This is a genomic window from Pseudochrobactrum sp. B5 (genome assembly GCF_001939785.1).
GTDB lineage: Bacteria > Pseudomonadota > Alphaproteobacteria > Rhizobiales > Rhizobiaceae > Pseudochrobactrum > Pseudochrobactrum saccharolyticum.
The window spans coordinates 782830-797909 of sequence record NZ_MOYL01000002.1 but is presented as its reverse complement, the minus strand read 5'-3'; the positions used below and the strand labels follow the sequence as shown (position 1 = coordinate 797909).

Here is a 15080-nt window from a genome sequence, read left to right as displayed (position 1 = left end):
GCTTAATCCAGCGGAACTGCCTTGATCTTGCGATTTTCAAACTTGATACCGATTTTGCCTTCAATCATTTGCAGGGCTTTTTCACCGAAAAGCTCACGACGCCAGCCCTTCAGAGCCGGTACATCCGCTGCATTACCCTTGGCAGCAATCTGATCAATATCATCGGACGAGGCGACAACTTTCGGTGCTACACCGTGATCTTCGGTGATGATCTTGAGCAGCAGCTTGAGCACATCTGAAGCCGCACCGGTACCTTCCGGCGCATTATATTGCTTCGGCAGGCGTGGCATATCCTCTTTCGGAATGCTCAGGGCTTCATTGATCGCTTCAAGCAAACCTTGCGCATGAGAGGAGCGCTCCCAGCCTTTCGGAATAGTACGCAGGCGGGACAGTGCTTCCGCATCGCGCGGCTGCTGCTGGGCGATTTCCTGAATCGTATCGTCTTTGATTACACGACCGCGCGGAACATTGCGTTCACGTGCTGCACGTTCACGCCATGCGGCAACCTTCTGCATGACTGCCAGTTCGGCAGGCTTACGCAGGCGGATTTTCAGACGCTTCCACGCATCGTCAGGATGCATGTCATAGGTCTCGCGAGCGGTGAGAATGCGGATTTCTTCGCTCACCCAATCATTGCGGCCTTCTTTGGTCAGGCGATCCTGCAAATAGAGATAGACATCACGCAGATGGGTCACATCGGCCAGTGCGTAATCCAGCTGTTTGTCGCTCAGCGGACGGCGGCGCCAGTCAGTAAAGCGGGACGACTTGTCCAGATTTACACCGGTGATACGCGCAACCAGCTGGTCATAAGAAATGGCATCGCCAAAACCGCAAACCATCGCTGCAACCTGTGTGTCGAATACCGGCTCAGGGATCAGATTTCCGAGGTGGAAAACGATTTCAATATCCTGCCGCGCTGCGTGAAACACTTTGACGACAGATTTATCCGCCATCAGGGCGAAGAAAGAGCTGAGATCAATGCCCGGTGCCAGTGCATCCACCAACGCCGTTGTGTCCGGCGATGCCATCTGGATCAGGCAAAGCTCCGGCCAGAAAGTGGTTTCACGAATGAATTCGGTATCCACAGTGACAAAATCAGATTTTGAAAGCTGTGAAACGGCCTGTTCAAGACCCTGTGTTGTCGTAATGAGTTCCATGATTTTTCTATAAACAATCGCAATAGCTTTGTCGCGGGGGCGTAAGCTTAAAAATCACATATGTTGTGACTTAGAGTATTTCCAGCAAAAGTGGGAACCGCCTTCGCGGGGAAATCAGTTCGCCGGACTGATTTCTTTTCCCACTTCGATGCGTTCGGAAATACGTGAAAATAAAAAAAGCCAGAGCGTTTCAGACGATTCTATTGTAGCTGGAACTATTCTGGCTGCAATTCGAAGGGGGCTGCTGTCTGTTGCTAACGGACAAGAGCGGTTATAGAACATTCAAAATGAATCAATTTGGCTGTAGAAGGGTCTGACACTTGACTTTTTGCGGCCAAAATGCGCTTGTCCGACAACATAAAAATCAGATTTTATCTGCGATTTTACGTTTCTTACCACTCTTCTGAAGGCAGAAAACATGCATCGTTACCGCAGCCATACCTGCGAAGCCCTCCGCAAGTCGGATGTCGGCCAGACAGTTCGTCTTTCCGGCTGGGTTCATCGTGTCCGCGATCACGGCGGTATTCTCTTTATCGATATTCGCGACCACTATGGTTTGACCCAGATCGTTGCTGATCCGGAAAGCCCGGCATTTAAAGTTGCTGAAACCGTTCGCGGTGAATGGGTGATCCGCGTTGACGGTGAAGTAACCGCCCGTGCTGATGAGGCTGTAAATCCGAATTTGCCTACCGGTGAAATCGAAATCGTTGCCAAAGAGATTGAAGTTCTGGCTGCTGCCAAAGAACTGCCTCTGCCGGTATTCGGTGAGCCGGACTATCCGGAAGATATCCGTCTGAAATACCGCTTCCTCGATCTGCGCCGCGATACGCTGCATAAGAACATTATGAAGCGCACCAAAATCGTTGCGGCGATGCGCCGTCATATGAACGAGATCGGTTTCAACGAATTTTCAACGCCGATCCTGACCGCTTCTTCGCCTGAGGGCGCACGCGACTTCCTCGTGCCGAGCCGTCTGCATGATGGTCAGTTCTATGCGCTGCCGCAGGCACCGCAGCAATATAAGCAGCTGTTGATGGTGGCCGGTTTCGACCGCTATTTCCAGATTGCACCTTGCTTCCGCGATGAAGATCCGCGTGCAGATCGTTTCTATGGTGAGTTCTACCAGCTCGATCTGGAAATGAGCTTTGTCACTCAGGAAGAAGTCTGGGAGACAATGGAACCGGTAATGCGCGGCATTTTCGAAGAATTTGCTGAAGGCAAGCCGATAACCCAGAACTTCCGTCGTATTGCTTATGATGATGCGATCCGTACTTATGGTTCGGATAAGCCTGATCTGCGCAACCCGATTGAAATTCAGGGTGTGACCGAGCATTTCGCCGGTTCCGGTTTCAAGGTTTTCGCAAATATGATTGCGAATGATCCTAAGGTTGAAGTATGGGCTATCCCTGCGAAAACCGGTGGTTCGCGCGCTTTCTGTGACCGCATGAATTCATGGGCGCAGGGTGAAGGTCAGCCGGGTCTCGGTTATATCTTCTGGCGTAAAGAAGGCGACAAGCTTGAAGGCGCCGGCCCGATTGCCAAGAATATCGGTGAAGAACGCGTTGAAGCGATCCGTACCCAGATGGGTCTGGAAGATGGTGATGCCTGCTTCTTTGTGGCTGGTCTGCCGTCGAAATTCTACAAATTTGCCGGTGATGCCCGTAACCGCGTTGGCGATGAACTTAACCTCACCGACCGTGACCGTTTTGAACTGGCCTGGATCATCGACTTCCCGTTCTATGAATGGGACGAAGACAACAAGAAGCTCGACTTCGCGCATAACCCGTTCTCCATGCCGCAGGGTGGTCTGGAAGCACTGGAAACGCAGGATCCGTTGAGCATTAAAGCTTATCAGTATGATCTGGTCTGTAACGGTTATGAACTGGCATCCGGTTCGATCCGTAACCAGCTGCCGGAAGTAATGGTCAAAGCCTTTGAAAAGGTTGGCCTGAGCCAGCAGGATGTGGAAGATCGCTTCGGCGGCCTCTATCGTGCATTCCAGTATGGCGCGCCTCCGCATGGTGGTATGGCTGCCGGTATCGACCGCGTTGTTATGTTGCTGTGCGGTGTACAGAACCTGCGTGAAATTGCGTTGTTCCCGATGAACCAGCAGGCTGTTGATCTGTTGATGGGCGCACCGGCAGAAGCAACACCGGCTCAGCTGCGTGATCTGCATATCCGCGTGAACCCGATCAAAAAAGACTGATCTGTTTTAGGGGTAAATATTAGAAACGCCGCGTCTTAACGGACGCGGCGTTTTTTATTGCGTAATGTTCAGGCAATAAGAAACCCGGCTAAAAGCCGGGTTTCTTGTTCAGTTCAGAAGAACTTACTGGTTGGCAGTCAGTTTAACAGCCAGCAGATCCAGAAGTTTCTTAGGGTCAGCAGTTGCAGTTGCTGCGATCAGAGCGAAGGAAACAGGCGCTTCCGGCTTTGCAGCAATTGTCAGAGACTTAGGATCGTCAAAATAGGTGTTGACGGCAGTCGTTGCCTGCATGGCGAAATCCGCATGGCCGAGATAACCAACCATGATCGGCGCAATGCCTTTGATCTGGTTGACCATGTCTTCCTTGGAGATACCCTGCTGCTTGGCATAATAGTCGAGCAGTTTAGGGGTGAGGGATGAATCATCATAGCGGATAGCCATGTTGCTGATCGAAAGCTGCTGGATCAGACCGAGCATCGCCATACCGGCTGCATCGGAATTTTCCTTATTTGCACTCATTTCAGCGCTGGCCTGCTGTACGGATTTGATGAATTTTGCATCATAGCCGCCGAGCTTCATGGTGGTGTCGAATTTACCGACATCCTTGACGTCAAATTCCATCTTGTCGATGGCCAGATCGCCTTTTTCCGGTTCCCATGAGCCGGTCGAGGTTACAGCCATGCTCAGCTGTTTGTAGCCGAGATCGATCATCGGATTTGGTGTTTCCGAAGCTTCGTCATTGCCGGCGCTTGCATCCGCACCTTTGCGCAATGCATCCATTTTCTCGATGTCGAGATCAATAGATTTGATGCCGAAGCTCATCGCAACCGGAGTGCCCTTTGTGTAAGGGGTAGAGGTTGCGTAAATATCTTTCATGTTGACCATTTCTTCGCCATCTTCGTGGATGGTGAAGCTTTCAGCCTTCATGGTTTGATAATACAGCATTTTGACAACAGGATCCTGTTCGTCATCTGCTGCAAGATAGAGTTTGCCGATTTCGATGCCCTTCAGAGCGAAAGTGCTCTTGTCGTCAGTTTTTTCGAAATCCTGCAGGGTTGCAGTTTCAGCGGTGTAGGCACCTTTGTCGTTTTCAGCAACGTCTGTCAGAACAATGTCACCAACGGTGAAAGTGCCCATTTCAGCGGATTTGAAGTCGATTTTTGTGTCACGCAGGGTAACGGTTGAACCATCGGTGTCGACTTTGCCGAACTCGATTTTTGTGCCCTGTTCTTCAAAGCGAGCCTGCAGACGCTTGGCGACATCATTTCCGTCGAGTGCATAAGCTGAACCAGCAAAGATCACAGTGAGTGCTGTAGCAACGGAAAGAGTGCGGGCTGCGGTATATAGCGGTTTCATAACCGGCATCAGAGGCTCCTTAAGTGTTGACCTAATTTTTACATACGAAATACTGTCATCGCCTAATAACATGGCAATTTTGTCATTTTCGTAACAGCCCGTTTATTTTACTGCAAGTCACACTTGAGGATGATCGAAAATCTGTTGTCATTATCGTTGTATTTTTGATGAAATAACGAGAATAATGCGGAAAACCGGCCTATTCACTGTGTGTAAACGCATCTTGACTTGCCGCAGAATCAGCCGCTTGCTAACCATATTCCATGGGAAATAATTTGATTCCGCCATCAGGCGGCGACGATCACGTTGAAACAGTTGATCTGAAATCGGCGCTCGAAGAGCGCTACCTTGCCTATGCGCTGTCCACGATCATGCATCGTGCGCTGCCGGATGTGCGCGACGGTCTGAAGCCGGTTCACCGCCGCATCATGCATGCCATGCGTCTGCTGCGTCTTAATCCGGGCAGTGCCTATGCCAAATGCGCGCGTATTGTCGGTGACGTGATGGGTAAGTTCCACCCGCACGGCGATGCTTCTATTTATGATGCGCTGGCGCGACTGGCGCAGGATTTTGCCGTACGCTATCCACTGGTGGACGGGCAGGGCAACTTCGGCAATATTGACGGTGATAATCCGGCGGCTATGCGTTACACCGAAGCACGCATGACCGAAGTGGCATCGCTGCTGCTCGAAGGTATTACAGAAAACGCCATCGATTTTCGTCCGACTTATAATGAGGAAGACGAAGAACCGGTCGTTCTGCCCGGTGCTTTTCCTAACCTTCTCGCAAACGGCTCCTCCGGTATTGCTGTGGGTATGGCCACCAATATTCCGCCGCATAATGTGGCGGAGCTGTGTGATGCCGCGCTGCTGCTGATCCGCAATCCGCAGGCAACGGTTGAAGAACTGGTGCAAATTGTTCAGGGACCTGATCTTCCGACCGGCGGTGTGTTGGTTGAGCCAAAAGAGAATATTCTTGAGGCCTATCGTACAGGCCGCGGTGCATTCCGCGTGCGTGCGAAATGGGAGAAGGAAGATCTCGGCCGCGGTACATGGGTGGTGGTGATTACGGAAATTCCGTATCAGGTGCAGAAATCACGTCTGATTGAGAAGATCGCTGAACTGCTGCTGGCGAAGAAATTGCCGCTGCTTGACGATATCCGTGATGAATCGGCTGAAGATATCCGTATCGTTCTGGAGCCAAAGAACCGCTCTGTCGATCCGGAATTGCTGATGGAATCGCTGTTCAAGCTCACCGAGCTTGAAAGCCGCATTTCGCTGAATATGAACGTGCTTTCCCATGGTAAAGTGCCGAATGTTCTCTCGCTGGGTGGTGTGCTGAAAGAATGGCTGGAGCATCGTAAGGAAGTTCTGCAGCGCCGTTCACAATTCCGGCTTAATGAGATTGAAAAGCGGTTGGAAATTCTGGGCGGTTACCTGATTGCCTATCTCAATCTGGATGAGGTTATCCGCATCATCCGTGAAGAGGATGAGCCGAAACAGGAACTGATGCGTACGTTTAGCCTGACAGACATGCAGGCTGAGTCGATCCTCAATATGCGCCTGCGTTCCTTGCGCAAGCTGGAAGAATTTGAAATCCGTAAAGAGTTTGACGGGCTGACACTTGAAAAAGCGCAGCTTGAAGAATTGCTTGGTTCGGAAATCAAGCAGTGGAAGGCGATCAGCGGCGAAATCAAAAAGGTTCGCGAGACCTACGGGCCTGAAACACCGTTGGGTAAGCGCCGCACGCAATTTGCTGAAGCACCGAGCCATGATCTGGAAGATATTCATCAGGCAATGATCGAGCGTGAGCCGGTCACGATTGTGGTATCAGAAAAAGGCTGGATGCGCGCCATGAAGGGGCATCTGGCAGATTTCTCCAGCCTGTCCTTTAAAGAAGGCGACAAGCTGCATCTGGCTTTCCATGCGGAGACGACGGACAAGATTGTTGTGGCAACGACCGGCGGTAAATTCTTCACCATCGGAGCCAACACTTTGCCGGGTGGCCGCGGCCATGGCGAGCCGATCCGTATCATGGTCGATATGGACAATGATCAGGATATTCTGACCGCTTTTGTTCATGATGCATCTGCTAAATTGCTGCTGGCATCCCATGAGGGCTATGGCTTCATGATCAGCGAAAGCGAAGTCATTGCCAATACCCGTAAGGGCAAGCAGATCATGAATGTGAAACTGCCGGATGAGATGAAAATCTGTCAGCGTGTGACCGGTGATACTATGGCTGTTGTCGGCGAAAACCGCAAAATGCTGGTATTCCCGCTGTCCGAGCTGCCGGAACTGGCACGCGGTAAAGGTGTGCGTCTGCAGAAATACAAAGATGGCGGTGTGTCCGACATCCGCAGCTTTGCTATCGAGCAGGGGCTGACATGGCAGGATTCCGCTGACCGCACATTCACACGCAGTAAAGAAGAATTGCTGGAATGGACGGGTGCACGCGCTTCCGCCGGACGGATGGTGCCGAAGGGTTTCCCGCGCACCGGTAAATTCACTTCGTAAAATATAGGCAGAGTGGCTTCTTGTAGGGAAGAAGCCGCTCTGATTGCTGATAAACCAATGGGAAGAAACCTTTAGCCATGCCTGCTGAATCAAAATATCAGGTGCTGCATCAGATTCCGGATGCGCAAACTTACTGCCATCTGCGCACTGCCAGCGGCCTCAGTGCAAAAACAACAGACGCAGCCGAGCGCGGCCTGAAGAATTCATTATTCGCCGTGCAGATTGCCGATGGTGATCAGATCATCGGCATGGGACGCGTCATTGGTGACGGCGGCACAACCTATCAGGTTTGCGATATTGCGGTGCTGCCTGATTATCAGGGGCAGGGACTTGGCAAGCGGATTATGCTTGAGATCAAAGCCTATCTGGATGAACATGCGCCGGAGAGCGCCTATGTCAGTCTGATCGCTGATGGTCCTGCACAGCATCTTTATGCGCAATACGGTTTTTCGCCGGTTACGCCTGCTTCAATCGGCATGGCCTACAAAGTAGGGCGTAAAAGCTGAAGCATGTTGCGCAAAAATATATGAATCTCATTGTGAGATTTATCATCTAGAAAATTGAATTTATTGCTTAATATAAAAACACCCGCATGGTTCTCATGCGGGTGTTTTGATTTAATCTGCAATATCTGTGCGCAGCCAGCCATTGGTTGTGAGATGTTCCTGCGGCTTGAAGCGGGTTTTATAATGCATCTTTTCGGAGCCGTTGACCCAGTAGCCCAAATAAACATGCGGCAGGCCAAGCGCATTGCAGCGCATAATATGGTCGAGAATAATATAGGTGCCGAGTGAGCGGTCAGCCAGCTCCGGATTGAAGAACGAATAGACCATCGACACGCCGTCCCCCATCACATCGGTAAGGGCAGCAGCAATCAGCGGGCCTTCGCCTTTGCCGGTAATCATCGTGTCGGCACCACGCATACGATATTCGATGATCTGCGTGTTCACATGGCTGTCCTCAACCATCATTGCATAATCAAGTACGGACATTTCCGACATACCGCCATTATGGTGGCGGTGATTGAGATAATCATGGAACAGGGAATATTGTTCGGAACTTGGCTCAGCTTTATTGGCAAAACCAATGAGATCCTGATTGCGTTTCCAGATGCGGCGCATGGAGCGCGTCATCTGAAATTCGCCGGCGAGAATGCGCACGGACACGCAGGCATTGCAGCTTTCACAGGCGGGGCGATAGGCGATATTTTGCGAACGTCGGAAGCCGGCCTGTGTCAGCAGATCATTGAGTTCCGGCGCGCGGCTGCCAACCAGATGTGTAAAAACCTTCCGCTCTGCGCGATTGTCCAAATAAGGACATTCAGACGGGGCGGTGAGATAAAATTGCTGCGGTTGCGGTTGATGTTGTGTCATGTTTCGCCTGTCAAAACGCAATAAAGACGAATTGTAAAATTCACGTCTGTAATTGTGCAGTTAAAGGCCTGCAGAGTGGTTAATAATAATTGAAAACGAAGATATGTAAAATCCCGCTTTTGTGATTTAGAGCGCCGAGCGCCTCGTTGTGCGCACAAAACTCGTTCTAGAGCGGTTTACATCCAGATTGGATCACAGCACTCGCTCTAGATTCTTTAGTTTGTCGCATTATCACTGTCGTCAAGTTGATCCAACTTGACTGTGAAATGCCTTAGCCCTTCATAGCGCATAAAGGGCGATAAAAAAGCTGGTAATGCAAACAGCGCGGAAATACCCGCGCTGTTCATATTCAGTTTGTCGTCTTGTTACGGATTGGTACGGATAATCACCGCGCCGAGCAGCATGTCGTGTACGCCGCGTTTATAATCCAGAAACAGGGTTGCCAGCAGGATCAGCGGGGTAAGCACTGTGCAGGAAGCCCAGAACAAAACCGAGTGAACCACCGCAAACAGGCCGTCAACCGGATTGCCGTCCATACGCTCGATGCGAATACCCATCATCCGCATACCTGTGGTGGCTTTATTACGTCCGCCGACTGTAAAATATACATAAGGCAGCGCCACCAGCGGCAGCAGGATACCATAGAGCATCCAGCCCAGACCCAGCGTCAGAATACCCAGAAAAGCGATGATGATCGCGACAGGGATACACAGCAAAAGCACAATGAAATAGTCGATAAGAAAGGCGAATACACGTCTGGTGCGCACACCTTCATAGAGGCGGCGGTCTTCAAAACGCGGCAGAACAATATCATTATTGATTGTTCGGTCATTCATCGGCTTATGGTTTCTCCTTTTAAACTTACAAACAAGGAGATAGGAAGCCGCGGTGCTGATTTCAAGATTACCCGCCGGTAAGCCCTCTAAATGCAATCCCATATAAAAAAAGCGCACTCTGCCGATGGCGGAATGCGCTTTTATAAAAACATAAACGGTATCAGGCGTTTTTGAGTTTCTCAGCCACTTCCAGAGCGAAATAAGTGAGAATACCGTCGCAACCGGCACGTTTGAATGCCAGCAGACTTTCCAGCATGACTTTCTCTTCGTCGATCCAGCCATTCTGACCGGCAGCTTTGATCATCGCATATTCGCCGGAGACCTGATAGGCGAAGGTCGGCAGGGCAAACTGGCTTTTGATACGCTGAATAATGTCGAGATAAGGCAGACCCGGCTTGACCATCAGCATATCCGCGCCTTCCAGCACATCCTGCTCGGCTTCGCGCAGCGCTTCATCCGTATTGGCTGGATCAAGATAATAGGTCTTCTTGTCGCCTTTCAGCACGCCTGCCGTACCGATCGCTTCACGGTAAGGACCGTAGAAAGCGGAAGCGAATTTGGTGGCATAGGACATGATCGGCAAATGCTGGAAACCATTGGCATCCAGTGCATCGCGGATTGCGCCGATACGGCCGTCCATCATATCGGAAGGAGCAATAATATCCGCACCGGCCTCAGCCTGAGCCAGCGCACCGCGCACAACCATCTCTACGGATTCGTCATTGAGAATAATGCCGTCGCGCAAAATGCCGTCATGACCGTCTGTGGTGAAAGGATCGAGCGCGGCATCGGTAATAATGCCGATTTCCGGAATTTCCTTTTTAATCGCACGGGTCACCGAATTGATGAGATTGTCAGGATTGCCAATATAGGAGCCGTCCTGCGTTTTAATCCGCGCCGGTTCATTCGGGAAAGGTGCGATGGCCGGAATGCCGAGTTTTGCAGCTTTTTCTGCCTGACGCACAGCCATATCCACGGAATAACGATGAACACCCGGCATTGCGGCAATCGGCGAGGCGACATTGCTGCCTTCACAGACAAAAAACGGCCAGATCAGATCATTGACGCTTAAACTGTTTTCCTGAACCAGACGGCGTGACCATTCGGTACGGCGCGTACGGCGCAGGCGGCGGCTTTGGGTGATCTCATCAATGTTACGCATCATGTCTTTCCGTATTTCGGCCTATGAAACTGCAATTTCCTGCAGCGCAGACTTCGATGAGGGAGCCTTAACACCCAAATCGTGGTTACAGCTTGATAAAAACAATTTTTGAGGTGTGAAACATTGCCGCGCTTGCTTTACTCACTTATGAATCATGCTTCAATGCGGGAGAGGAAAATCAATGAATAAGGTGCATCAGAGCGGAGGAAGCGGCGTGATGATATCTGATTTCAAGGAGAATTTCGGCGGCGATGATGAAGTTGCTTTTATTATGCAAGGTTCTGCAGGGTTGATCCGGCTGACCCGTCCGAAAGCGCTGAATGCTCTGACACACAAAATGGTGCAGGCAATGGAGCGCGCATTGCTGCATTGGGCAGATGAGCCTCAGGTCAAAGCCGTGATTGTTGAAGGCGAAGGGCGTGCATTTTGTGCCGGTGGTGATGTTGTGGCTGCCTATCATGCAGGTCGAAACGGTACGCCTGCCTATGATTTCTTCCAGGATGAATATCGCCTCAACCGCCTCATTGGTTCCTATAAAAAACCTTATATTGCTTTGCTTGACGGGATTACCATGGGTGGTGGTGCCGGAATATCCGTTCATGGTTCACACCGGATTGTGACGGAAAATACACTTTTTGCTATGCCGGAAAGCGGGATCGGTTTTTTCACCGATGTCGGCGGCAGTGCGTTTTTACCTGCCTTGCCGGACAAGTTCGGCTTTTATCTCGGCTTAACCGGCTCGGCGATCCGCTGGGGTGATTGCCTGCAGAGCGGGATTGCCACGCACGCTCTGAAAGCTGAACAGCTGACGGAATTGCGTGAGCGGCTGATCGGCGGTGAACAGCCGGATGATATACTTCTGTCTATGCAGTCGGATGCACCTGACTGGGAAATGCCGGAACAGGACAGGGCGCTGATTGCCCGATGCTGTACGGCGGAAAGCGTGGAACAGGTTCTGGAGCAATTCTCAGACGCCGGAGAGGCAGGCAATAAGAAAGCCGCAGCCATTGCAGAACTGCTGGGCAAGCGTTCGCCAACCAGTCTGAAAGCGATTTTTACACTATTTCAGGATGCGGAAGCATTTATTCGTGCAAACAAAGAGCTGAGCTATAGCGCACGCTTGGATAGACAGATGCAAATAGAGTACGCTCTGGCAGAGATTCTGCTGCAAGGGCATGATTTCTATGCCGGTGTCGGCGCTGTTCTGATCGACAAGACCGGTAATCCGCTATGGAACCCTGCAACATTGGCGCAGGTGCAATTACCGGATTTTCTAAACAGTTAAAGACATTAAACAAGGGTAATGAGCCGCATGATGGACGATCAGCTGAGACTGCGCACGGGAGATTCAGCCCTGCATAGCTGGTTCATTCTGTTTATCCGCTTTGTCGCGCTGGTTTGTCTTGTCGGCGGTGTTTATTACTGGTTGCGGCTGATCGGCCTTTATCCGGGACTGCTATGGCGTTTCGATTTGATGCCGTGGCAATGGCAGACAATCTGTGTGAGTCTTGCGATTGCTTTGCCGATTGTTGCGACCGGCCTGTGGATCCGTGCCTCATGGGGCGCTGTGCTATGGGTGATTACGGCTGTGGCTCAGGCTTTGATTTACACAGTTTTTGCACGGTTCTTTGAATATTTTCCGGCGCTGGCAGCCGTCAATATTGCGTTTCTGCTGATCTATATCGCTTTTCGTATCGGCCTGTTTTTGCAGGGTAAACGTGCACTGGCAACGCCTGTCCGCTAAAGCTGGAATAATGACCGGATTGAGAGAGCCGGTTGTTAACCACTTGTTAGCCCTGTGGCTTAAGCCGAAGTTCACCGCTGTTTCTTAAAGTCTCCTCAGGCAAATTTCAGTTTTCTGCGCGCTCCGCATTCGGAGGCGGCTGGCTGATCTTGTGCTTTGGAAAAGCGGAGACAAGCTGCATGCAAACGCAAGAGCCGTTTCAGACATCATTATCCGGTATGGGACATGCAGGTTCCCGTTCCGGTGAAGGAACAGGCTTGCAGGTTCTGTGTCTGGAAGTCGAGCGGCAGCTGAACCGGCATTATAAGCGGGTTCTGGCATTTTTTGACGATGCCTTTTCCGGCCGTCAGGATTATCCGCTGAATGCCGAACAGGCATTGATGCTGTTTTGTATCAGTCTTGGTCTGCGTGATACTGTCCAGCTTTATCGTATGGTTGAGCCCGTCACATCACAATCGGTGGTGATGCTGGCAAGTCTGTTTGCGCAAGGCTATGTGACTTCCGGTGCGGATGAGACGGCGGCGGGCGGAGCGGATCTGGCGGTTCTTGCGCTTACTGAAAAAGGGCAGGCAGTGGCAGACGGCCTCTATGAGCTCTATACTTTTGTATTTCTGGAGACATCGGGCAGGGAAGTGCCTGATGCCGCGCGTCTGGCCTCTATGCATAACTCTTTGCGACGCCTGCAAAAATTCAGTCACATGCATGGCAGACCTGCTGAGCTGTAATGCCGACAGGGGGGCAGTTCTGATCGTTGCGAAATGGCCACATTCACTTATTAAGCTTATCTGCAATAATAATTTTCAGTTTGTGATGAATGTAATGACTTGCCGGAATACCCGCAGACATGTTTAAGCCACAAAACTGATTATAGCGGTAAAGTCCGGCAGGATGTTTTGTGTTTAGGCAACTGATGCGTGTTCAGTCAGTTATACTGCTATTAGGGTTTGTTTTAGTTTCAGAGTTAAAGTTGAACGCATCCCGAAAAGTGGGAACCGGTTTTCGGATAAGATGCGCGTATAGAGCTTAATAAAGCGACAGAGCATCTCCAATACTTAGTTTTAGATTGGGAATGTTCTGGAGCGCAGAGCGCTTAGAGCTTTTCTGCTGATATGCCTGTGTCATGCGGCAAGCTTCCGGTGTGCCACGTCCTGTTACGGCGGATTGAGGATCAAAGAATGAAGCATAATGTAAAAGACAGCAAAACAACCAAGGCACTTGACCGCCGTTTGTTTTTGCGGGGCGCTGCCGGTCTGGGACTGGCTGCTTTGTCGGTACCGGCAGTTTCTTCTGCGGCACTTGCTCAGGCTGTCGGCCTGAATGATGTGCTGTCATCCGGCCGTCGCGGTAACTGGAACGATACATTCGATGCACGCGGCACCGGCGGTGCCAAAGCTATCGCCACCAATCAGCCGATTATGAGCCCGCAGACGCTGAATTATATCAGCGAAGCGATCAATCAGTATAATAATATTGTCGCCAATGGCGGCTGGCCGGTTGTGCCGGGCAATGAGCGTCTGCGTCTGGGCATGAAAAGTCAGGTTGTGCCGATCCTGCGTCAGCGCCTGATGATCTCCGGCGATCTGCCTCAGGGCATCGGTGCTTCCAATTCTTTTGATACTTATGTAGATGCGGCCGTAAAGCGCTTTCAGGCACGCCACGGTCTGCCTGCTGACGGCGTGATGGGCGATGTGACCTATAAAGCGCTCAATGTCAGTGCCGATGTCCGTCTTGGTCAGCTGAACACTAATCTGCAGCGCCTTGGCTCGCTGGCCAATGTTGATCAGACACGTTTTGTCATGGTCAATATTCCGGCAGCACAGATCGAGGCGATTGAAAATGGCCGCGTAGTGCAGCGCCATACCGCCGTTGTTGGCAAGATCGATCGTCAGACACCGATCCTGACTTCAAAAATTCATGAAGTGATCCTCAATCCATACTGGACAGCGCCAAAGTCGATTATCCGTAAGGATATCATTCCTTTGATGCGTAAAGATCCGCAATATCTGACCAAGAACAAGATCCGTCTTTACGATGGTCAGGGACAGGAAGTTCCGCCGGAAACAGTTGACTGGAATACGGAAGATGCAGTGAAGCTGATGTTCCGCCAGGATCCGGGCAAGATCAATGCCATGGCTTCAACCAAAATCAACTTCCATAACAGCCATGCTGTTTATATGCATGACACACCACAGAAGGGCACTTTCAACAATCTGATGCGTTTTGACTCGTCAGGCTGTATCCGCGTGCAGAATATCCGCGATCTGGATGTGTGGCTGCTGAAAAATACCGGCGGCTGGGATCGTCAGACTATCGAAGACACGATTAAGAGCGGTCAGAATAATCCGATTCAGGTGGCCGACCCTGTGGCGCTGTATTTTGTCTATATTTCCGCATGGTCTACCGGTGACGGTATTCCGCAGTTCCGCGATGATATTTACAAGATGGACGGTGCTTCGGAACTGGCAATCGGTACCGCGATCTGATCTTGCACAGCCTGAGGTCGCAATAATGCTGGTGCAGTTCCAAAAAATGCACCAGCCGGATGGCTAAGCAGAAGCATGGTCTATTAATTAACGTCTGAATTTAAAGCCGCCTTCGGGCGGCTTTTTTGTATTTAAACGATATAAATGGGACTTTAGCCGTTTTACGTCATGGCATATCGCCTGTTGGCCATGGAGCAGGTGTTACAAGTGTGATATTGCCACCCGACATAGGAATGGGCTAGAGCAT

Annotated in this window: 12 protein-coding genes; 7 read left to right on the top strand and 5 right to left on the bottom strand. The window is 50.9% G+C overall.

Annotation, left to right across the window (positions count from 1 at the left end; genetic code table 11):
* Positions 1-2: 2 nt before the first annotated feature.
* Positions 3-1157, bottom strand: a complete 1155-nt coding sequence (rnd, locus tag BKD14_RS10320; protein WP_075655668.1) for a ribonuclease D — start codon at positions 1155-1157, stop codon at positions 3-5.
* 418 nt (positions 1158-1575) lie between these two features.
* Here rnd and aspS point away from each other — a divergent pair, with 418 nt between their 5' ends.
* Positions 1576-3363, top strand: coding sequence for an aspartate--tRNA ligase (gene aspS / locus BKD14_RS10315; RefSeq protein WP_075655666.1), 1788 nt, complete (start codon positions 1576-1578; stop codon positions 3361-3363).
* A gap of 123 nt (positions 3364-3486) precedes the next feature.
* Here the strand turns inward: aspS and BKD14_RS10310 are convergent, their stop codons facing one another.
* Complete coding sequence (locus BKD14_RS10310) at positions 3487-4728, bottom strand: hypothetical protein (protein WP_075655664.1); 1242 nt, start codon at positions 4726-4728, stop codon at positions 3487-3489.
* Positions 4729-4982: 254 nt separating this feature from the next.
* Between BKD14_RS10310 and parC the strand changes: the two genes are divergently transcribed.
* Positions 4983-7235, top strand: a complete 2253-nt coding sequence (gene parC, locus BKD14_RS10305; protein WP_022710472.1) for a DNA topoisomerase IV subunit A — start codon at positions 4983-4985, stop codon at positions 7233-7235.
* A gap of 77 nt (positions 7236-7312) precedes the next feature.
* Positions 7313-7741: a GNAT family N-acetyltransferase gene (locus BKD14_RS10300; RefSeq protein WP_075655662.1), complete on the top strand. Its 429-nt coding sequence runs from the start codon at positions 7313-7315 to the stop codon at positions 7739-7741.
* A 111-nt stretch (positions 7742-7852) separates the two neighbouring features.
* Here the strand turns inward: BKD14_RS10300 and BKD14_RS10295 are convergent, their stop codons facing one another.
* The 3 genes from BKD14_RS10295 to hemB form a co-directional block, all read right to left on the bottom strand.
* Positions 7853-8608 (bottom strand): arginyltransferase, encoded by a 756-nt coding sequence (locus BKD14_RS10295; RefSeq protein WP_022710474.1) that lies wholly within the window; start codon positions 8606-8608, stop codon positions 7853-7855.
* Between the two features lie 365 nt (positions 8609-8973).
* Positions 8974-9444, bottom strand: a complete 471-nt coding sequence (locus BKD14_RS10290) for an RDD family protein (protein WP_022710475.1) — start codon at positions 9442-9444, stop codon at positions 8974-8976.
* A gap of 160 nt (positions 9445-9604) precedes the next feature.
* Positions 9605-10609 carry a porphobilinogen synthase gene (gene hemB / locus BKD14_RS10285; protein WP_075655660.1) on the bottom strand — a complete coding sequence of 335 codons (1005 nt, stop codon included), beginning with the start codon at positions 10607-10609 and terminating at the stop codon, positions 9605-9607.
* Between the two features lie 214 nt (positions 10610-10823).
* Between hemB and BKD14_RS10280 the strand changes: the two genes are divergently transcribed.
* The 4 genes from BKD14_RS10280 (at position 10824) to BKD14_RS10265 (ending at position 14833) form a co-directional block, all read left to right on the top strand.
* On the top strand, positions 10824-11891 hold the full coding sequence (locus BKD14_RS10280) for an enoyl-CoA hydratase/isomerase family protein (RefSeq protein ID WP_075655867.1): 1068 nt from the start codon (positions 10824-10826) through the stop codon (positions 11889-11891).
* 30 nt (positions 11892-11921) lie between these two features.
* On the top strand, positions 11922-12350 hold the full coding sequence (locus tag BKD14_RS10275) for a DUF6163 family protein (protein ID WP_139316395.1): 429 nt from the start codon (positions 11922-11924) through the stop codon (positions 12348-12350).
* Positions 12351-12529: 179 nt separating this feature from the next.
* The gene (locus BKD14_RS10270; protein WP_075655658.1) at positions 12530-13075 is read left to right on the top strand and encodes a hypothetical protein; all 546 of its coding nucleotides are present in this window, start codon (positions 12530-12532) and stop codon (positions 13073-13075) included.
* Between the two features lie 450 nt (positions 13076-13525).
* Entirely contained in the window at positions 13526-14833 is a 1308-nt protein-coding gene (locus BKD14_RS10265; protein WP_075655656.1) for a L,D-transpeptidase family protein, read from the top strand.
* Positions 14834-15080 lie beyond the last annotated feature (247 nt).